A 20,024-nucleotide genomic window follows, 5' to 3' on the forward strand; every position below is an offset into this window, starting at 1 on the left:
ACTCGCCCGCACCGCTAGCGTCTGTCAGGTGGATTTCTGGACGGTGCGCGGCAACCCCGACGAGGTGGTCGCCGGCCTGCGCTCGTGGCTCTTCGAGGGCGACACCTCCACACGTGCCCTGGTGGTCGAGACGTCCGGTTCCACGGGCGTTCCCAAGCGCGTCCTGCTCACCCGCGAAGCACTGCTGGCCTCCGTCCACGCGTCCGCCGCGCGGCTGGGCGCCACCGGTCCCTGGGTCCTCGCCGTGCCGCCGACCTTCGTCGCCGGGGTGCAGGTCGTCGCGCGGTCGCTGGTGGCCGGCCACGACCCGGTGCTCCTGGGGGAGGCGGGCTGGCCGGAGGGGTCGGGCTGGTTCGTGTCCCTCGTCCCCACCCAGCTGACCCGGATGCTCGACACCCCCGATGACCTGTCCGCCCTGCGCCGTGCGCACACCGTGCTCCTCGGCGGCGGACCGATCGGACCCGCGCTGCGCGCCCGGGCCGCCGCGGCCGGCGTCCACGTCGTCGCCACCTACGGCTCCGCCGAGACCGCCGGCGGCTGCGTGTACGACGGCCTGCCCCTCGACGGCGTCGCGATCGCGCTCGGCGAGGGTGGCCGGATCCGGATCGCCGGCCCCACCCTGTTCACCAGGTACGTCGACCAGCCCGACCTCACCCGCGAGACGCTCGTCGACGGGTGGTTCCTCACCTCCGACGCCGGCCGCATCGACGAGGACGGACGCCTGGTCGTGATCGGCCGGATCGACGACGTGATCGTCAGCGGCGGGCTGAACGTGCCGGGCCCCGCCGTCGCCGAGCGGTTGCTGGCCCACCCCTCGGTCGCTGAGGCCGAGGTGCTCGGCGTACCGGACCCGGAGTGGGGCAACCGCGTCGTCGCTTTTCTCTCGTTGGTCGAGGAGGTCGCGCAGCGACCGTCTCGCTCGTTGGTCGAGGAGGTCGCGCAGCGACCGTCTCGAGACCTCCAGACCACCCTCCGCGACTGGGTCGCCGAGACCCACCCCCGCGCCTGGGCACCCCGCCAGTTCGTCGTCCTCGATGAGATCCCGCTGCTGCCGAACGGCAAGCCCGACCGCCAGGGACTCCTCTCGCTGGTCGAGGAGGTTGCACCGTGAAGATCGTCGCGATCCCGATGCGCACCCGCTTCCGCGGCATCACGGTGCGCGAGGTGGCACTGCTGCGTGGACCCGGCGGCTGGGGCGAGTGGAGCCCGTTCCTGGAGTACCCGCCCGACGTGGCCGAGGCCTGGCTCCGCTGCGCCGAGGAGTCGGCGGCCGGTGACTGGCCGGCCCCGCTGCGCACCTTCGTCCCGGTCAACGTCACCGTCCCCGCGGTCGGTCCCGAGCGCGCGCACGCCATCGTGCTCGACGGCGGTTGCCGGACGGCCAAGGTGAAGGTGGCCGAGCCCGGCCAGACCCTTGCCGACGACGAGGCCCGGGTCGAAGCGGTGCGGGACGCGCTGGGTCCCGACGGGCGGATCCGGGTCGACGCCAACGGCGCCTGGTCCGTCGACGAGGCCGTGCTCGCCATCGGGCGTCTCGATCGCGCCGCCGGTGGCCTGGAGTACGCCGAACAACCGACCGCGTCCGTCGAGGACCTCGCCCGGGTGCGCCGGCGGGTGGACGTCCCGATCGCCGCCGACGAGTCGATCCGTCGCGCCGAGGACCCCTATCGGGTGCGGGACCTCGAGGCCGCCGACATCGCCGTGCTCAAGGTGCAGCCGCTCGGCGGGGTACGCGCCTGCCTGGAGATCGCCGAACGGATCGGCCTCCCGGTCGTGGTGTCGTCCGCGCTCGAGACCTCGGTCGGCATCGCCGCCGGCGTCGCGCTCGCCGCCTCCCTGCCCGACCTGCCGTACGCCTGCGGGCTGGCCACGGTGCAGCTGCTCACCTCGGACGTCGTCGCCCACCCCCTGCTCCCCGTCGACGGAGCCCTGCCCGTGCTCCGGCCCACGGTCGACGTACGACAGCTGACGGCGCTGGGCGCCGCCCCGGATCGTGTCGAGCACTGGGAGGCCCGGCTCGCCGCGGTGCGCGAGCTGCGGGAGGATCGTCGATCATGAGCTCCCCGACCTCTGCCGAGAGCGCTGCTGACAGCGCCGCCGACCTGGCGGACGCGCTGGTGGCCTGGCTCGCTCGGGCCGGGGTCACCGACGTCGTCGTCGCGCCGGGATCGCGCAATGCCCCGTTGTCGATGGCGTTGTGGGCGTCCGCGCAGGCTGGTGGAGCCCGCCTGCACACCCGCATCGACGAACGGACGGCCGGCTTCCTGGCCCTCGGGCTGACCAAGGGCGGCTCGCGCGCAGCGGTGCTGACCACGTCGGGAACGGCCGTCGCCAACCTGCACCCGGCGGTCCTCGAGGGAGTCCACGCAGGCGTCGGCCTGATCGTGGTCTCCGCCGACCGCCCCGCACGACTGCGCGGCACCGGTGCCAACCAGACCACCGAACAGACCGGCATCTTCGGTCCCCTCCTGGCGTCGTACGACGTCGCGACCGTCGCCGCACTGGACGCGGTCGCCGCGCCGCCGCACGACGTCGTCCACGTGAACCTGCAGCTCGACGCCCCCCTCGTTCCTGACGTGCCCCGGGTTGCGAGGCTCGCTGACGCTCGCACCTCGACCAGCGGGCCGATGGCACGGCAGCCGGGGGTTGAGGTGCCAGGCGTGCCAGCGGCGAGCCTCGAACCCACTGCCCTGCCCCGCGGCCCCCGCACGGTCGTGGTGGCCGGCGACGACTCGGGACCGCCGGCCCGCCAGCTGGCCGAGGCTGCCGGCTGGCCGTTGCTGGCCGAGCCGACCAGCGGCGCCCGCACCGGCGAGAACGCCCTGCGCACCTACCGCCTGCTCGTCGGCACGGACCTCGGCGCGCGCATCGAGCGGGTCGTGGTCTTCGGTCGCCCGACCCTGTCCCGCCCCGTCACCCGTCTTCTCGAGCGTCCCGATGTCGAGGTGCTCGTGGTGCCCGGCCGCGGCATCTGGCCGCCGAAGCCGGAGGGCTCGACGGCGATCTTCGCGCCGCGCTGGACTGAGGACGAGGTGGACGACCCGGCCTGGTTCGATGCCTGGAAGCAGGCCGATCGCGCGCTGGGTCGCCGGATCGACCGGTTGCTCGCGGACCAGCCCACCCTGACGCCGTACGACGTCGCGGGGGCCACGTTCGCTGCCCTCCCCGCGGCCGGGCTGCTCGTCGTCGGCGCGTCGAGCCCGGTGCGCGACCTGGACCTGATGGCGCGCCCGCCGGCCGTCGGCACCCGCCGCAAGGTGATCGCCAACCGGGGCCTCGCGGGCATCGACGGCACGATCAGCACGTCGATCGGCGCTGCCCTCGGTCGCTCGCTCGTTGGTCGAGGAGGTCGCTCTGCGACCGTCTCGAGACCACGGAACCTCGCACTGATGGGGGACCTGACGTTCCTGCACGACCAGACGGCGTTCGTGCTCGGCCCCGACGAACCACGGCCCGACCTGACGATCGTGGTCGCCAACGACGACGGCGGTGCGATCTTCTCGATGCTCGAACAGGGTGCGCCTGCCCACGCCGCGTCCTTCGAGCGGCTCTTCGGGACGCCGCACGGGATGGACCTGGGCAGCCTGTGCGCGGCCGCCCGGATCCCGCACCTGCGCGTCGCGTCGCGCCCCGAACTCGAGCACGCGCTCGCCAGCCCCAATGGCGGCATCGAGGTCATCGAGGCCACGATCAGTCGCGTCGGTCGGCGCGACCTGGACCTCCAGATCCGCGCCCTCGCCACCACCCCCGAGGAGCGGTAGCCATGGACATCGCACTCCTGCTCGTTGCCATCGCGGTGGTCGTCCTGACCGTCACCGCGATCTCCGAACGCGTCGAGATCCCCGCCCCGCTGACCCTGGTCGTGGTGGGCGTCGCGGCGTCGTACGTCCCGGGCGTGCCCGAGCTGCGCCTCGAGCCCGAGGTGGTGCTGCTCGGACTGCTGCCACCCCTGCTCTACTCCGCGGCCGTCAACACCTCGCTCGTGGACTTCAACGCCAACCGGCGCCCGATCCTGTTGCTCTCCGTAGGGCTGGTCGCCTTCACGACCGTGGGCGTCGCCGTGGTGGTCCGGACCGTCATCCCCGAGATCCAGTGGCCGCTCGCGCTGGCGATCGGTGCTGTCGTCGCGCCGCCGGACGCCGTTGCCGCGACCGCGATCGGTCGCCGGATCGGGCTGCCACGACGGGTGGTCACCATCCTCGAGGGCGAGTCCCTGCTCAACGACGCGACCGCGCTGGTCGCGCTGCGGACCGCGGTGCTGGCCATCGGCGCGACCGTGACGGTGTGGGAGGTCGGGTTCGACTTCGTGCGCGCGGCCGGTGGCGGCCTCGTCGTCGGCGTCCTTGCCTTCCTCGTGGTCGGCTTCCTCCGCAAGAAGATCACCGACCCGCTGATGGACACCGCCATCTCGCTGGTGATCCCGTTCGCGTCGTACATCCTCGCTGAGGAGATCCACGCCTCCGGTGTGGTCGCAGTCGTCGTCGCCGGTCTCCTGCTCGGACACGTCGCCCCGATCCTGCAGACCGCCCAGTCGCGGATCGCGGAGCGCACCAACTGGCGCACCATCGCCTACGTCCTCGAGAACACGGTCTTCCTGCTGATCGGCCTGCAGGCCGACTGGCTGCTCGCCGAGGTCGAGGAGAGCGAGTTCGGGGTCGGCACCATCGCGACCGCCTGCGCCGCCACGCTGGTCGCGGTCGTCGTGCTCCGCATGGTCTGGGTCTTCGTCTCCCGCTTCCTGCTGATCCGTCCCGGTCCTGACCCCGTGACGGGCGAGCGGGCCAGCTGGCGGTACTCGTTCCTCATCGGCTGGGCCGGCATGCGTGGTGTGGTCACGCTCGCCGCGGCCTTCACCGTCCCGGAGAACACCGAGCACCGCGAGGTGCTGCTGATCGTCGCGTTCGCCGTGGTGGCCGGCACCCTGCTCGGCCAGGGCCTGACCCTGCCGTGGGTCGCCCGCCGGCTGCGCGTCCCCTCGCCCGACCCGCACGACGACGCCCTCGCCCGCGCGACGCTGCTGCAGCAGGCAGCGAAGGCCGGCTTCCACAAGCTCGACGAGCTGGCCGAGGACTGCAGCGACCCCCACCGGGTCAGGGACCTGATCATCCAGCGCATCGAGCAGCGCAACTTCGCCGCGTGGGAACGCCTCGGCACCACCGAGGGCGAGGAGAGCCCGAGCGACCTCTACGCCCGTTGGCGCGGGGAGATGATCGACGCCGAACGCCGACGGGTGCTGGAGATCCGCTCGACGGGCACTGTCCCGTCGGAGATCGTCAGCGAGGTGCTCGCCATGCTCGACGTCGAGGAATCGATGCTGGACGCTGCGGAGGCCGAACGCGCCGAGCTCCGGAGCACGACGACCGTCAGCCGTGCCGACGGGTGCGAGCACCTCGCATCGCTGCCCCTCCTCGACCCGCCGGCCGAGCTCGCCTGCCCGGCCTGCGTCGCCGAAGGTGAGCGCTGGGTCGCGCTGCGGATGTGCCTGTCCTGCGGGCAGGTGGGCTGCTGTGACTCCTCGCCCGGCCGCCACGCCACCGCGCACTTCCGTGCGGAGCAGCACCCGGTGATGCGCTCGATCGAGCCGGGCGAGGACTGGCGGTGGTGCTTCGTGCACCACCAGACCGGATAGCGTTGGCGCCATGCGACTGACGAAGTTCGGGCACGCCGCCGTACGAATCGAGTCCGAGGGCACCACCGTGTTGCTGGACCCGGGTGTCTGGACCCAGCGCGAGGCGGTCGACGGGGTCGACGCCGTGCTGATCACGCATGAGCACCCCGATCACTACGACCCCGAGCACCTGCGCGCGACCGACGCGCCCATCTACACGATCGCTGCCGTCGCCGCGCAGATCCGCGACACGGCACCCGACGTCGCCGAGCGCGTGACGGTCGTGGCACCCGACGAGAGCTGGCAGGTCGGCAGCATCGGCGTCCGCGCGATCGGCGAGCTGCACGCCGTGATCCACCCGGACCTGCCGCGGTTCCACAACAGCGGGTACGTCCTGACGGTGGGTGACCAGACCGTGTTCCACCCCGGCGATGCCCTGACCGTGCCGGGCCTCCCGGTCGACGTACTCCTGGCGCCGGTGTGTGCGCCCTGGATGCGGGCCAGCGAGGGTGTCGACTTCGCCCGATCCGTGGGCGCCGCGCGCAACGTGGCGATCCACGACCGGATCTACTCCGGCGAGGGCCTCGGCATCATCGACGGCCAGTTCGGCCGCCTGCTCGGGGCGCGGGGTCTCGACTACGTCCGGTTGCCCGACGGTTCCGACCTGTAGGCAGGGTCCGGGACTCTCAGGTGGACCGGGCATGATGGCCCGATGCCGATCGCACGTTCGTCCCTTGCCGGTGCCGCCACCGGAGTCGTCCTTCTTGCCGGTGCCGTCGGTTTCGGCGTGGGCCTGCCGGAGCTCGTCGAGGACCCCGGCGCCAGCGCAGCCGAGCTGCCGGCGCTGCCCGACCGCCTCGATGACCGGTTCATCTCGCTCTCCGAATCGACGCCCGAGGACTTCAAGGCCGACTCGCCCGAGGACGTGACCGACGCCAACGACATCGCGAAGGCGTTCGGGGAGGCGGAGAAGAAGGCGATCGCCAACCTCACCGACGTGTACGGCGATGCCGACATGCGCTACTACCGTGACATCGACGCGAGCCTGGCGGCGCTCAACGACCCCACCGGCCAGACCAGGTCGGCCGAGATCATCGTCACCGTGGTCCCGGGGCCGGCCGGCCCGGTGCTCCCGCAGGGCCCGTTCGAGAACAACCAGAACGGCGCCCACTACGAGCTCAAGAAGCTCGGCGGCCACCCGTGCGCCGTGCAGTGGGTCGAGTCGGTCGACCCGACGACGGGGGTCCCGACGGGCGAGGAGCTGACCGGCGCCAACTACCAGATCGGGTGCCACGTGCAGGCCGACGGCGTGACCTTCGACGTCGTCAGCAACGGGCTGGACCCGGAGGAGTACGTCCACTACGTCGACGTACTCCTCGAGAAGACCGAGGGCTGACCCTCCCGGTCAGCTCCAGTAGACGATGACCTTGTCGCCCACGGCGACCTGGTCGAACAGCCACGCCACGGCGTCGCGATCCCGCACGTTCACACATCCGTGCGATGCGCCGTTGTAGCCGTTGGCTGCGAAGTCCGGCGAGTAGTGCACGGCCTGGCCGTCCGAGAAGAACATCGCGAACGGCATCGGCGTGTGATAGAGGCTCGACACGTGGTTGGGGCTCTTGCGGGTCACGTGGAACGCGCCCTCGCGGGTCGGCAGCTCGGCCGAGCCGAACCGGACGTCGACGGTCTTGCGGACCTGGCCGTTCACGACCCAGCGCAGGGTCCGGCTGCTCTTGTCGACACACATCACGCGGCCGGTCTTGCAGCGCGGGTCGAGCGCGCCCGGCTTGTTGCCCCCGTTGCCCGGGGGCGGCTGGTTGGTGAGCTCCGCCCTGGTCGGCACGCGGGTCATCGCGTGCAGTCGGTCGAGGGTGCGCTTGTCGACCTCGCCGGTCACCTCGAACCCGCGCTTGGCCTGGAAGCCGCGGACCGCCTTCGTCGTGAGGTCGCCGTAGTTGTCGGTGACATCTCCGCTGAACCAGTCGATCTGCTTCAGCCGCGCCTGGAGGTCGCGGACGTCGGGGCCGCGGTCACCGGGGGAGAGCAGCGCCGGTCCGGCGGGCGGGGGACCGGGATCCTTGGTGGGCTGGGGATCCGTGCTCGGCGTCGGGTCGTCCGTCGCATCGGTCGGGTCGTCGGTCGGGTCTTCGGTCGGGTCGGCCGGCACGTCGGTCGCGTCGTCGACGGGGTCGTCGTTGCCTGCGCCGTTGCCCGGCATCTCACCGGGCATCTGGTCGTCCTCGCCCAGGGACGCGCCCGCGGCCTGCGGGCCGCTCTCCCACGGCAGGGTGTCCTTCTGGACGGCCCAGCCGACGCCGTACGCCAGTACGGAGCACAGGGCGGCCACCAGCGTGATGAGGCTGATCCGGCGAGCGACGCGCGTCTTGGTCTTCATGCCTAGGGAGACGCCACGGAAGGCCAGTTGGTTGCGAACGACTTTTGCTCACCCGCCGATCAGTGGGTAATGCGTGCGTAGGTACGCTTCCGCGGTGGCCCGCGCAGAGCTCGACAAGCAGCCCGCCGATGTCCGACGGATGTTCGACACCGTCGCGCGGCGCTATGACCTGACCAACGACATCCTCTCCTTCGGCCAGGACCGCCGCTGGCGCAAGGAAGTGCTGGACGCCGTCGATCCGGCGTACGGCGACATGGTGCTCGACCTCGCGGCCGGCACCGGTACGTCCAGCCAGCCGTTCCGCGACGCGGGCGCGACCGTCGTACCGTGCGACTTCTCGATCGGGATGCTGCAGGTGGGCAAGAAGCAGTTCCCGCACCTGCCCTTCACCGCCGGCGACGGCACGAAGCTGCCGTTCCGCGACGCCACCTTCGACGCGGTGACCATCTCGTTCGGCCTGCGCAACATCGTCGACCCCCGGGCCGGTCTGGCCGAGCTGCGCCGGGTCACCAAGCCCGGCGGCCGCCTCGTGGTGTGCGAGTTCAGCCACCCGACATGGGCCCCGTGGCGCACCGTCTACCTCGAGTACCTCATGAAGGCCCTCCCGGCCGTCGCCACCGCGGTGTCCTCCGCGCCCGACGCCTACGTCTACCTCGCCGAGTCCATCCGCGCCTGGCCCGACCAGCGCGGGCTGGCCGACCTGATCAGCGCCGCCGGCTGGAACGCGCCCGAGTGGCGCAACCTGAGCGGCGGCATCGTGTCGCTGCACCGCGCCACCGCCTGACCGGCGCCGGCATGGAGAAGGTCGTCTGGACGCCCACGGCGGCGGAGGTCTCCGCGGTCATCCGGGGCGTCGTAGTCGTCGTCCTCCGGCGGAGCTTCGCCGTGGTCGGCGCGACCTGCGTCGGTATCGGTCTGGTCGGCAGCCTCGTTGCTGGCCCGGCAGCCACCGCCCCGGGGGTGGCCATCGCGCTGGCGATCCTCGTGCCGTTCTTCACCGTGGTGACCTACAGCCGGAACGCGCGCGTGATCCGTGCGGCGTATCCCGTCGGTGTCGAGGCCTCCGCCGAGGCGACGGACGACGGCCTGCGCCTGGTCTCCGCCGCTGCAGACGTGCAGCTGCCCTGGAGCCGTCTGGCTCGCCCGCGGGTGGGTGCCGCCGTGGTGGCCTTCCGCGACACGCTCACCCGGCGACCCACGGCCGTCCCGCGGCAGCTCTTCCCCGACGAATGGCTCCCGCGGCTCGACCCGACCAGCTCCTGACGTCCGCGCACGGTCGCGCACGGGCGGGTGACTTCGGTGTCGGACGGCTGCCCCTCGCTGGCGCTTCGGGGTGCCGTCGTCGGCGCCTGAGCGGCATCTCCCTTCCCCCAGTGCATCGGGCGCCGACGGCGGGGCCCCGCTCGTAAGCCAGCGATGGCGGGCCGGGAGGCGCCGAAGGCACCCGACGGGGCCAAGATTTTGCCAAGCCCTCCGTGCCCTAAATCCGCAGGTCAGGCACTGCTTTCGGGTTGACCGACCCCCCTGTCGCGACCCTTCGATGGAGTGGCAGGATGTGGGCCACACCACTAGTGATTCTGTTCACAAGGTCACGAGAGGGAGGCTCATGGAGCTCTACACACCGGTTCTGGTCCTTGCCGCACTCGCCGCGCTGTTCGCGGTCGGGTCCGTGGCGATGAGCACCCTCGTCGGGCCGCGCCGCTACAACCGCGCGAAGCTCGACTCCTACGAATGCGGCATCGAGCCGACGCCGCAGGCGCTCAGCGGCCGCTTCCCGGTGAAGTACTACATCACCGCGATGCTCTTCATCGTCTTCGACATCGAGATCATCTTCCTCTACCCGTGGGCCCTGCACCTGGACGCCATGGCGTGGTTCGGCCTGGTCGAGATGATCCTGTTCATCGCCACGGTCTTCGTGGCCTACGCATACGTCTGGCGCCGCGGCGGATTGGATTGGGACTGACCCATGGGTGTTGAGGAGAAGCTCCCGAGCGGGGTTCTGTTGACCACGGTCGAGGGACTGGCCGGCTACATGCGCAAGGCCAGCTTCTGGCCCGCGACCTTCGGCCTGGCCTGCTGTGCCATCGAGATGATGACCTCGGGCGGCCCGAAGTACGACCTCGCCCGGTTCGGCATGGAGGTCTTCCGCGCCAGCCCGCGCCAGGCCGACCTGATGATCGTGGCCGGTCGGGTGAGCCAGAAGATGGCGCCCGTCCTGCGCCAGATCTACGACCAGATGGCCGAGCCCAAGTGGGTCCTCGCCATGGGCGTGTGCGCCAGCAGCGGCGGCATGTTCAACAACTACGCGATCGTCCAGGGCGTCGACCACGTCGTGCCCGTCGACATGTACCTCCCCGGGTGCCCGCCGCGCCCGGAGATGCTGATCGACGCGATCCTCAAGCTGCACGACAAGGTCCAGGCCACGCCTCTCGGCGCGAACCGCCTGGCCCAGATCCGCGAGATGGAGGCCGAGGGACTCGTGGCAGTGCCGACCGGTGACATGAGGGGAATGCTCCGGTGACCGACGAGAACGTCCCGGCGAAGCCCGACGAGGCCGCCCCGGTCGAGGTCCGCGCGGTCGGAGAGCGCCACGGCATGTTCGGTGTCCGCGGCAGCGGCGACACCAGCGGCTTCGGTGGCCTGGTCGCCCCCGTCGTACTCCCGACGGCCGCGCAGCGGCCCTTCGGTGGCTGGTTCGACACGGTGGCCGACAAGCTCGACGCACTCATCGAGAGCGTCGTCATCCACCGCGGCGAGATCACCTTCCACGTCCACCGCGACAACCTGCTCGCGGTCGCGAAGCTGGTGCGCGACGACCCGGCGCTGCGCTTCGAGTTCCTCTCCGGCGTCAGCGCGGTGCACTACCCCGGTGACACCGGGCGCGAGCTGCACGCCGTCTACCACTTCATGTCCTACACGTGGAACCGCCGGATCCGCGTCGAGGTCAGCGCGCCCGACGGCGACGCCCATGTCCCGAGCCTGGTCCCGCTCTACCCCGCGGCCGACTGGCACGAGCGAGAGACGTGGGACATGTTCGGGATCGTCTTCGACGGACACCCGGCACTGACGCGGATCCTGATGCCCGACGACTGGCCGGGCCACCCGCAGCGCAAGGACTACCCGCTCGGCGGCATCCCTGTCGAGTACAAGGGCGCCAGCATCCCGCCGCCGGACCAGCGCAGGAGCTACTCATGACCACCGATCAGGACTTCTACGCCGGCACCGGCGAGACCGGCGACGGCAAGGTCTTCACCGTCACCGGCCAGGACTGGAGCGAGATCGCCTCGGGCCTGGGCGAGGGCGACGCCGCGGAGCGGGTCGTCGTCAACATGGGCCCGCAGCACCCGTCCACCCACGGCGTGCTCCGGCTGATCCTGGAGATCGAGGGCGAGACGGTCACCGAGGCCCGCTGTGGCATCGGCTACCTCCACACCGGCATCGAGAAGAACATGGAGTACCGCTCCTGGGTGCAGGGCGTCACGTTCTGCACCCGGATGGACTACCTCTCGCCGTTCTACAACGAGATGACGTACGTCCTGGGCGTCGAGCGGCTGCTCGACATCGAGGACGACATCCCCGAGAAGGCCCAGATCATGCGGGTCCTGCTCATGGAGCTCAACCGGATCTCGTCCCACCTGGTCTGCATCGCGACCGGTGGCATGGAGATCGGCGCGCTGACCGTGATGACCATCGGCTTCCGCGAGCGGGAGCTGGTCCTGGACCTGTTCGAGCTGATCACCGGCCTGCGCATGAACCACGCGTTCATCCGTCCCGGCGGTGTCGCCCAGGACCTGCCGCCCGGTGCCCTCGACGACATCCGCTCCTTCGTCGCCCTGATGAAGAAGCGCCTTCCCGAGTACGCCGCGCTCTGCAACGCGAACCCGATCTTCAAGGCCCGCCTCGTCGACGTCGGCCACCTGGACCTCGAGGGCTGCATGGCGCTCGGCCTCACCGGCCCGGTCCTGCGCAGCACCGGCTACGGCTTCGACCTGCGCAAGGCCCAGCCGTACAGCGGCTACGAGACCTACGACTTCGACGTGCAGACGTGGGACACCGCTGACTCCTACGGCCGGTTCCGCGTACGCCTCAACGAGATGTGGGAGTCGCTGCGGATCATCGAGCAGGCCGCCGACCGCCTCGCGAAGCTTGAGGGCGCGCCGGTGATGGTCGGCGACAAGAAGATCGCCTGGCCCAGCCAGCTGTCCATCGGCAGCGACGGCATGGGCAACAGCCTCGACCACATCCGCCACATCATGGGTGAGTCGATGGAAGCGCTGATCCACCACTTCAAGCTCGTCACCGAGGGCTTCCGGGTGCCGGCCGGGCAGGCGTACGTGCCGGTCGAGTCGCCCCGCGGCGAGCTCGGGGCGCACGTCGTGTCCGACGGCGGCACGCGACCGTTCCGCGCGCACTTCCGCGATCCCTCGTTCAACAATCTCCAGGCGATGGGCGTGATGAGCGAAGGCGGCCAGATCGCTGACGTCATCGTCGCGATCGCCAGCATCGACCCCGTCATGGGAGGCGTGGACAGATGAGCACCCCACCGATCGACGAGAAGACGCTCGCCGAGCTCCGCGAGATCTCCGAGCGCTACCCCGAGCCGCGCTCCGGCCTGCTCCCGATGCTGCACCTCGTGCAGTCGGTGCAGGGCCGGGTCACGCCGGAGGGGATCGAGGCCTGCGCCGCGGTCCTCGACATCAGTGCCGCCGAGGTCAGCGGAGTCGCGACCTTCTACACGATGTACAAGCGTCACGGCGTCGGCGACTACCACGTCGGGGTGTGCACCAACACGCTCTGCGCGGTGATGGGTGGCGACGAGATCTTCGCCCGTCTCAAGGACCACCTCGACATCGGCAACGACGAGGTCGCCGTACAACGGCAGGGTGACTCGAAGACCGTCAGCCTCGAGCACATCGAGTGCAACGCGGCGTGCGACTTCGCGCCGGTGATGATGGTCAACTGGGAGTTCATGGACAACCAGACGCCCGATTCCGCGGTCCAGCTGGTCGAGTCGCTGCGCGCCGGCCACGACGTGTCCTCGACCCGCGGCCCGAAGCTCTGCAGCTGGCGCGAGGCCGAGCGCGTGCTCGCCGGCTTCCCCGACGGTCGGGTCGACGAGGGCCCTACGGCCGGACCTGCCAGCCTCGCGGGCCTCAAGATCGCGCGCGAGCGCGGCTGGACGGCTCCCGACGCACCCACGACTCCTGCGGTCGAAGCCAAGGAGTCGGGCAAGTGAGCGACATGTTGACCCCGGTCCTCACCGACATGTGGGACGTCGAGCAGGGCTGGAAGCTGGCGCCGTACGCGTCGAAGGGCGGGTACGCCGCCCTCGACGTCGCGTTCGGCATGAGCCAGGACGACGTCATCACCGCCGTCAAGGACAGCGGCCTGCGGGGCCGCGGTGGTGCCGGGTTCCCGACCGGGATGAAGTGGTCGTTCATCCCGCAGGACAACCCGCGGCCCAAGTACCTCGTCGTCAACGCGGACGAGTCGGAGCCGGGGACCTGCAAGGACATCCCGTTGATGATGGGCAACCCCCACGTCCTCGTCGAGGGCGTCATCATCAGCTCCTACGCCATCCGCGCGAACAAGGCCTTCATCTACATCCGCGGTGAGGTCCTGCACGTCATCCGTCGGGTGCAGGCGGCCGTCGAGGAGGCGTACGCCGCCGGCCACCTCGGCAAGGACATCCACGGTTCCGGCTACGACCTCGACATCGTCGTCCACGCCGGCGCGGGCGCCTACATCTGTGGCGAGGAGACCGCGCTGCTCGAGGGCCTCGAAGGCCGTCGCGGCCAGCCGCGGCTGCGCCCGCCGTTCCCCGCGGTCGCCGGCCTCTACGCCAGCCCGACCGTCATCAACAACGTCGAGTCCATCGCGTCGGTGCCCGCCATCATCAAGAACGGCGCGACCTGGTTCTCATCGATGGGCACCGAGAAGTCCAAGGGCCACGGCATCTTCTCGCTCTCGGGCCACGTCGAGAAGCCCGGCCAGTACGAAGCCCCGCTCGGCATCACGCTGCGCGAGCTGCTCGAGCTCGCCGGCGGCATCCGCAACGGCCACGAGCTGAAGTTCTGGACGCCCGGTGGCTCCAGCACACCGTTGCTGACCGCCGAGCACCTCGACATCGCGCTCGACTTCGAGGGCGTCGGCGCGGTCGGCTCCATGCTCGGCACGCGCGCCCTGCAGATCTTCGACGAGACCGTCTGCGTCGTGCGGGCCGTGCTGCGCTGGACGGAGTTCTACAAGCACGAGTCCTGCGGCAAGTGCACCCCGTGCCGCGAGGGCACCTGGTGGCTGGTCCAGGCGCTCACGCGCCTCGAGAACGGCCAGGGCTCGGAGGCGGACCTCGACCAGCTGCTCGACCAGTGCGACAACATCCTGGGCCGCTCGTTCTGCGCCCTCGGTGACGGTGCGACCAGTCCGATCTCCAGCTCCATCGCGCACTTCCGCGAGGAGTACCTCGCCCACCTGTCGCACGGCGGGTGTCCTTTCGACGCGGCCCGGTCGACTGCCTGGGCCGGGACGGAGGTCAGCGCATGACCACGAACGAGATCGAGAAGACCGACCTGGTCACCGTCACGATCGACGGCGTCCAGGTCAGCGTCCCCAAGGACACCCTGGTCATCCGTGCCGCGGAGCAGATCGGCGTGCAGATCCCGCGGTTCTGCGACCACCCCCTGCTCGCGCCCGCCGGTGCGTGCCGGCAGTGCCTGGTCGACGTACCCGATGCCGGCAACGGCCGGGGATTCCCCAAGCCGCAGGCGTCCTGCACGCTCCCGGTGGCCGAGGGCATGGTCGTCAGCACCCAGGAGTCCAGCCCCGTCGCCGACAAGGCGCAGCGCGGTGTCATGGAGCTGCTGCTGATCAACCACCCGCTGGACTGCCCCGTCTGCGACAAGGGCGGCGAGTGCCCCCTGCAGAACCAGGCGATGTCCAACGGGCAGGGAGAGTCGCGCTTCTCCGACGACCGCAACCGCGGCGTGAAGCGGACCTTCCCGAAGCCGATCAACCTGTCGCCGACGGTCCTGCTGGACCGCGAGCGCTGCATCGTGTGCCAGCGCTGCACGCGCTTCGCCGACGAGATCGCCGGTGACCCGTTCATCGAGCTCCTCGAGCGCGGTGCGCAGCAGCAGATCGGCATCGCCGAGGACGCCCCGTTCCTGTCGTACTTCTCGGGCAACGTGATCCAGATCTGCCCGGTGGGTGCGCTCACCTCCGAGCAGTACCGCTTCCGGTCCCGTCCGTTCGACCTCGTCTCGACGCCCGGTGTGGCCGAGCACGACGCGTGCGGCTCGGCGATCCGGATCGACCACCGTCGCGGCAAGGTGCTCCGCCGCCAGTCCGGCAACGACCCGGCCGTCAACGAGGAGTGGATCACCGACAAGGACCGCTTCGCGTTCGCCTACGCGCAGTCCGACGACCGCCTCACCTACCCGCAGGTGCGCGACGACGACGGCAGTCTCCGTCCGGCGTCGTGGCCCGAGGCGTTCGCCGTTGCTGCGCGCGGCCTGGCTGCGGCGAAGCAGGCCGGCGGCGTCGGCGTGCTCACCGGTGGTCGGTTGTCCGTCGAGGACGCCTACGCCTACAGCAAGTTCGCCCGGGTTGCCCTCGGCACGAACGACATCGACTTCCGTGCGCGCCCCCTCTCCGCTGAGGAAGCCTCCTTCCTCGCCTCGTCGGTGGCGCTGACCGGCCCCGGCTCCGGGGGAGTGACGTACGACGACCTGGAGTCCGCCGCGAAGGTGGTCCTCGTGGGCCTGGAGCCCGAGGACGAGGCCGGCGCGATCTTCCTGCGCCTGCGCAAGTCGGTCCTGGCCGGCGGCACCGAGGTGGTCAGCCTGGCGCCGTACACGACCCGCGGGCTGGCGAAGCTCTCCGCCCGGGTCATCCCGACCGTTCCCGGCGACGAGGCCGCCGGCCTCGATGCCCTGGCCGGCGAGCTCGACGCGGGCAGCGTGCTGCTCGTCGGCGAGCGCCTCGCCACCATCCCCGGTGCCCTGGCCGCGGCGGCTGATGTCGCCGCCTCCAGCGGTGCGCGCCTGGCCTGGGTGCCGCGCCGTGCAGGTGACCGCGGTGCCGTCGAAGCCGGTTGCCTGCCGAACCTGCTTCCGGGTGGACGCCCGGTGGCCGAGGCGGATGCGCGGATCGACGTCGCTGCGGCCTGGGGCGTCGATTCGCTGCCCGAGACCGCTGGACGCGACGCGGACGGCATCGTCGCTGCGCTGGGTGCCGGTGACCTCAACGGACTCGTGATCGCCGGCGTCGACCCCGACGACACCGCCGATCCTGCCGCCACGCGTGCCGCGATCGCAGCGGCCGGCTTCGTGGTCGCGTTCGACCTGCGCAGCACCGAGGTGACCGCCGCCGCCGACGTGGTGTTCCCGGTCGCCCCGACCACCGACAAGTCCGGCACCTTCGTCAACTGGGAAGGGCGGGTGCGGCCCTGGGAGGCCGCCCTGCGCAACCCGGCCTCGCTGCCCGAACTGCGGGCGCTCGCCGGTGTCGCCGAGGAGCTGGCCCAGCTCGGCCAGGGGAGCCCGCTCGGCTTCCGCACCGTCGACGAGGCTCGCGCCGAGATGTCGCAGCTCGGACCGTGGGACGGCGCCCGCCCCGCGCTGGTGCTCCCGGCGAAGAAGGCCGCGAAGAAGCCCGCGAAGAAGCCCGCTCGCGCCGGCGTCACCGTCGCGCTGGCCACCTGGAAGCAGCTGCTCGACAACGGTTCGCTGCAGGACGGCGACAAGTACCTCAAGGCGACCGCACGCACGCCGGTGGCGCTGGTGACCCGGGAGACCTACGACGCCCACGGTCCGACCGTCACGCTGACCGGCGACCGCGGATCGGTGACCCTGCCGGCCGAGATCTCCGACGACCTGGTCGACGGCGTGGTCTGGGTGCCGGCGAACTCGGTCGGGAACGGCGTGCTCGCTGACCTCGCCTCGCCGGGCACGGCAGTCACGATCACGGGAGGTGCGGCATGAACACCGGACTCGGTGCGTTCGGCAAGGACGTCTGGTGGGTCGTCGGCATCAAGACCCTGCTGGTCTTCCTGGTGCTGGTGCTCCTGACCCTGTTCAACATCTGGCTGGAGCGCCGGGTCGTGGCCCGGATGCAGCACCGGATCGGCCCCAACGTGCACGGCCCCTTCGGCCTCCTGCAGTCCCTGGCCGACGGCGTGAAGCTGGCGTTCAAGGAGGACCTGATCCCGAAGGCCGCCGACAAGGTGGTCTTCGTGCTCGCGCCGGTGATCTGCGTGGTGCCGGCGTTCGTCACCTTCGCGGTCATCCCCTTCGGCCCCGAGGTGGGCTTCTTCGGTGAGCGGACCCCGCTCCAGCTCACCGACATGCCCGTCGCCGTGCTCTTCGCGATGGCGATCGCCTCGATCGGGATCTACGGCATCGTCCTCGGCGGCTGGTCCAGCGGGTCGACGTACTCCCTGCTGGGCGGGCTGCGCTCGAGCGCGCAGATGATCTCCTACGAAGTCGCCATGGGCCTCGCGCTCGTCGCGGTCTTCATGTACGCCGGCTCGATGTCGACGAGCGAGATCGTCGCTGCGCAGGACGACGTCTGGTTCGGCCTGATCCTGCTGCCGTCGTTCGTGATCTACGCGATCGCGATGGTCGGCGAGACCAACCGCGCGCCGTTCGACCTCCCCGAGGCCGAGGGCGAGCTGGTCGGCGGCTTCCACACCGAGTACTCCAGCCTGAAGTTCGCCCTGTTCTTCCTCGCCGAGTACATCAACATGGCGACCGTCTCGGCCCTGGCCACCACGCTGTTCCTCGGCGGCTGGCACGCTCCGTTCTGGATCGACGAGGTCTGGGCGGGCGCGAACGAGGGCTACTGGCCGGTGCTGTGGTTCTTCGGCAAGGTCTTCTTCTTCATCTTCGTGTTCATCTGGCTGCGTGGCTCGCTCCCGCGGTTGCGCTACGACCAGTTCATGGCCTTCGGCTGGAAGCGGCTGATCCCGATCGCGCTGGTCTGGATCATCGCTGTCGCCACCATGCGCGTGGCCCGCAACGAGGGTGTCTTCGACGGCGGCTTCAGCGCCAACCCGCAGTTCTGGATGATCGCGATCGGCGTGGTCCTGGTGGTCATGCTGCTGACGTTCCTGATTCCCGAGGGCAAGGACGACTCCTCGATCGTGTCCGTCACGACTCCACGGCCCGGGGGCTACCCGGTGCCGCCGATGCCGGCCGGTGGAGCCGTCCAGGGCGCAGCAGCGCCGCTGACCTTCCGGTCCGACGTCCACACCGACACGCGCACCGCCGACAATCCAATGGATGCAGGGGTACCCCATGGCTGACCACTCGGGGCAGAACGGCCCCACGCTCAAGGAACAGCTCTGGGACCCGGTCGCCGGGTTCGGAGTGACCTTCCGGACGATGTTCCGCAAGGTCGTCACCGAGCAGTACCCCAAGGAGAAGTTCCCCACGGCGCCCCGGTTCCACGGCCGCCACCAGCTCAACCGCTGGCCCGACGGTCTCGAGAAGTGCATCGGGTGCGAGCTGTGTGCGTGGGCCTGTCCCGCGGACGCGATCTACGTCGAGGGTGCCGAGAACGTCGACGGTGAGGGCGAGGAGTCGGCACGGTTCTCGGCCGGCGAGCGCTACGGCCGCGTCTACCAGATCAACTACCTGCGCTGCATCCTCTGCGGCCTGTGCATCGAGGCCTGCCCGACCCGGGCTCTCACGATGACCAACGAGTACGAACTGGCCGACGACAACCGGGCGGACCTGATCTACGAGAAGTCCGACCTGCTGGCCCCGCTGCTGCCCGGAATGCAGCAGCCGCCGCACGAGATGCAGCTCGGCAAGGACGACCTGGCCTACTACCGCGGGGACTTCGCGGCCCCGATCCCGGTGCCGGCGGTGCCGGCGACGGACGGCAACGCAGGGGGCCACGCATGACCGCGTTCTGGGTGCTCGCCCCGATCATGGTGCTGGCCGCGCTCGGCCTGCTGTTCGTCCGCAAGGCCGTGCACGCCGCGCTGCTGCTGGCGGTCGTGATGATCAGCCTGGCCGTGCTCTACGCCGTCCTGGAGGCACCGTTCCTCTTCGCGGTGCAGATCATCGTCTACACCGGCGCGATCCTGATGCTGTTCCTCTTCGTGCTCATGCTGGTCGGCGTCGACGCCTCCGACTCCCTGGTCGAGACGATCAAGGGCCAGCGGGCGTTGTCCTGGTTCGTCGGCCTGGCGTTCGCCGTGATCATGGTCGTCGGCCTGACCCAGCTCACCTTCGGTACGGCGGTCGGGCTCGACGGTCCTGATGGGGCGAACGAGGGCGGCAACGTCCAGGCGCTCGCCAACCTGCTCTTCTCGCGCTACGTCTTCGTGTTCGAGACCACCAGCGCGCTGCTGATCACGGCCGCGGTCGGCGCCATGGTGCTCGCGCACCGCGAGCGGCTCACCCCGCGTCGTACCCAGGCCGACATCGCCGCCGCCCGGATCCGGGCCTACGCCGAGACCGGCGCGCACCTCGGACCGCTGCCCCCACCGGGCGTCTACGCACGGCACAACGCCGTCGACACCCCCGCCCTGCTGCCTGACGGCAGCCCGGCCGCGGCGTCGGTGTCCCGGGTCCTCGCGGCCCGCGGCACGATGCGGCCCGCCGGCCTGCGCGACATCGACAAGATGCAGGCCCAGATCGGGGGCGACCCGACGCAAGCGCCCGAAGTGGCGGGCAGGACCGGCGCGGCGGCGTCCACCGAGGAGGACCCGAAGTGACCGAGTACGTCGTCCTGTCGGCGATCCTGTTCACGATCGGATCGATCGGGGTGCTGACCCGCCGCAACGCGATCGTGGTGTTCATGTGCGTCGAGCTGATGCTCAACGCGTGCAACCTGGCCTTCGTGGCGTTCGCTCGCCAGCACGGCAACCTCGACGGCCAGATCGCGGCCTTCTTCGTGATGGTGGTGGCTGCGGCCGAGGTCGTCGTCGGACTCGCGATCATCATGACCATCTTCCGGACCCGTCGCTCGGCCTCGGTCGACGACGCGAGCCTGCTGAAGTTCTGAGGACCG

20 protein-coding genes are annotated in these 20,024 nt (G+C 70.7%); 19 read left to right on the forward strand and 1 reads right to left on the reverse strand.

Annotated elements, in window-relative coordinates:
* The first annotated feature begins 28 nt into the window (after positions 1–28).
* From ACOACQ_RS19975 to ACOACQ_RS20000, 6 genes are read left to right on the forward strand one after another with little or no spacing between them, the layout of a single operon-like run.
* Positions 29–1,111 (forward strand): AMP-binding protein, encoded by a 1,083-nt coding sequence (locus ACOACQ_RS19975; protein WP_378597802.1) that lies wholly within the window; start codon positions 29–31, stop codon positions 1,109–1,111.
* Complete coding sequence (locus ACOACQ_RS19980; protein ID WP_378597803.1) at positions 1,108–2,058, forward strand: o-succinylbenzoate synthase; 951 nt, start codon at positions 1,108–1,110, stop codon at positions 2,056–2,058. Before ACOACQ_RS19975 ends, ACOACQ_RS19980 begins: the two co-directional genes overlap by 4 nt.
* Positions 2,055–3,761 (forward strand): 2-succinyl-5-enolpyruvyl-6-hydroxy-3-cyclohexene-1-carboxylic-acid synthase, encoded by a 1,707-nt coding sequence (gene menD, locus ACOACQ_RS19985; protein WP_378597804.1) that lies wholly within the window; start codon positions 2,055–2,057, stop codon positions 3,759–3,761. The genes ACOACQ_RS19980 and menD overlap by 4 nt, the downstream gene beginning before the upstream one ends.
* A 2-nt stretch (positions 3,762–3,763) precedes the next feature.
* Positions 3,764–5,629: a Na+/H+ antiporter gene (locus ACOACQ_RS19990; RefSeq protein WP_378597805.1), complete on the forward strand. Its 1,866-nt coding sequence runs from the start codon at positions 3,764–3,766 to the stop codon at positions 5,627–5,629.
* Positions 5,630–5,639: 10 nt separating this feature from the next.
* Complete coding sequence (locus ACOACQ_RS19995) at positions 5,640–6,278, forward strand: MBL fold metallo-hydrolase (protein ID WP_378597806.1); 639 nt, start codon at positions 5,640–5,642, stop codon at positions 6,276–6,278.
* A gap of 42 nt (positions 6,279–6,320) precedes the next feature.
* On the forward strand, positions 6,321–7,004 hold the full coding sequence (locus ACOACQ_RS20000; RefSeq protein ID WP_378597807.1) for a hypothetical protein: 684 nt from the start codon (positions 6,321–6,323) through the stop codon (positions 7,002–7,004).
* Between the two features lie 9 nt (positions 7,005–7,013).
* Here the strand turns inward: ACOACQ_RS20000 and ACOACQ_RS20005 are convergent, their stop codons facing one another.
* Entirely contained in the window at positions 7,014–8,003 is a 990-nt protein-coding gene (locus ACOACQ_RS20005) for a L,D-transpeptidase family protein (protein WP_420289136.1), read from the reverse strand.
* Positions 8,004–8,097: 94 nt separating this feature from the next.
* Between ACOACQ_RS20005 and ACOACQ_RS20010 the strand changes: the two genes are divergently transcribed.
* The 13 genes from ACOACQ_RS20010 to nuoK all read left to right on the forward strand — a co-directional run bounded on the left by ACOACQ_RS20010 (position 8,098) and on the right by nuoK (position 20,018).
* Positions 8,098–8,787 (forward strand): demethylmenaquinone methyltransferase, encoded by a 690-nt coding sequence (locus tag ACOACQ_RS20010; RefSeq protein WP_378597809.1) that lies wholly within the window; start codon positions 8,098–8,100, stop codon positions 8,785–8,787.
* An 11-nt stretch (positions 8,788–8,798) separates the two neighbouring features.
* Positions 8,799–9,266 carry a hypothetical protein gene (locus ACOACQ_RS20015; protein ID WP_420289137.1) on the forward strand — a complete coding sequence of 156 codons (468 nt, stop codon included), beginning with the start codon at positions 8,799–8,801 and terminating at the stop codon, positions 9,264–9,266.
* Positions 9,267–9,609: 343 nt separating this feature from the next.
* Entirely contained in the window at positions 9,610–9,966 is a 357-nt protein-coding gene (locus tag ACOACQ_RS20020) for an NADH-quinone oxidoreductase subunit A (RefSeq protein WP_420289138.1), read from the forward strand.
* A 3-nt stretch (positions 9,967–9,969) separates the two neighbouring features.
* Positions 9,970–10,524 carry a NuoB/complex I 20 kDa subunit family protein gene (locus tag ACOACQ_RS20025; protein WP_378597621.1) on the forward strand — a complete coding sequence of 185 codons (555 nt, stop codon included), beginning with the start codon at positions 9,970–9,972 and terminating at the stop codon, positions 10,522–10,524.
* Entirely contained in the window at positions 10,521–11,198 is a 678-nt protein-coding gene (locus ACOACQ_RS20030; RefSeq protein WP_378597620.1) for an NADH-quinone oxidoreductase subunit C, read from the forward strand. Before ACOACQ_RS20025 ends, ACOACQ_RS20030 begins: the two co-directional genes overlap by 4 nt.
* On the forward strand, positions 11,195–12,538 hold the full coding sequence (locus tag ACOACQ_RS20035) for an NADH-quinone oxidoreductase subunit D (protein ID WP_378597619.1): 1,344 nt from the start codon (positions 11,195–11,197) through the stop codon (positions 12,536–12,538). Before ACOACQ_RS20030 ends, ACOACQ_RS20035 begins: the two co-directional genes overlap by 4 nt.
* Positions 12,535–13,239, forward strand: coding sequence for an NADH-quinone oxidoreductase subunit NuoE (nuoE, locus tag ACOACQ_RS20040; RefSeq protein ID WP_420289139.1), 705 nt, complete (start codon positions 12,535–12,537; stop codon positions 13,237–13,239). The genes ACOACQ_RS20035 and nuoE overlap by 4 nt, the downstream gene beginning before the upstream one ends.
* 5 nt (positions 13,240–13,244) lie before the next feature.
* Positions 13,245–14,546 (forward strand): NADH-quinone oxidoreductase subunit NuoF, encoded by a 1,302-nt coding sequence (nuoF, locus tag ACOACQ_RS20045; protein ID WP_378597624.1) that lies wholly within the window; start codon positions 13,245–13,247, stop codon positions 14,544–14,546.
* Entirely contained in the window at positions 14,543–16,984 is a 2,442-nt protein-coding gene (locus ACOACQ_RS20050) for an NADH-quinone oxidoreductase subunit G (RefSeq protein WP_420289140.1), read from the forward strand. Before nuoF ends, ACOACQ_RS20050 begins: the two co-directional genes overlap by 4 nt.
* Positions 16,981–18,306, forward strand: a complete 1,326-nt coding sequence (gene nuoH, locus ACOACQ_RS20055) for an NADH-quinone oxidoreductase subunit NuoH (protein WP_378597616.1) — start codon at positions 16,981–16,983, stop codon at positions 18,304–18,306. The genes ACOACQ_RS20050 and nuoH overlap by 4 nt, the downstream gene beginning before the upstream one ends.
* Positions 18,299–18,910, forward strand: coding sequence for an NADH-quinone oxidoreductase subunit NuoI (nuoI, locus tag ACOACQ_RS20060; RefSeq protein WP_420289141.1), 612 nt, complete (start codon positions 18,299–18,301; stop codon positions 18,908–18,910). The genes nuoH and nuoI overlap by 8 nt, the downstream gene beginning before the upstream one ends.
* A complete protein-coding gene (locus tag ACOACQ_RS20065; protein WP_378597614.1) occupies positions 18,907–19,728 on the forward strand; it encodes an NADH-quinone oxidoreductase subunit J in 822 nt (273 codons plus the stop codon). The genes nuoI and ACOACQ_RS20065 overlap by 4 nt, the downstream gene beginning before the upstream one ends.
* Positions 19,725–20,018: an NADH-quinone oxidoreductase subunit NuoK gene (nuoK, locus tag ACOACQ_RS20070; protein WP_141800503.1), complete on the forward strand. Its 294-nt coding sequence runs from the start codon at positions 19,725–19,727 to the stop codon at positions 20,016–20,018. Before ACOACQ_RS20065 ends, nuoK begins: the two co-directional genes overlap by 4 nt.
* Positions 20,019–20,024 lie beyond the last annotated feature (6 nt).

It is taken from the genome of Nocardioides sp. CPCC 206347, assembly GCF_048654605.1.
Classification (GTDB): Bacteria; Actinomycetota; Actinomycetes; order Propionibacteriales; family Nocardioidaceae; genus Nocardioides.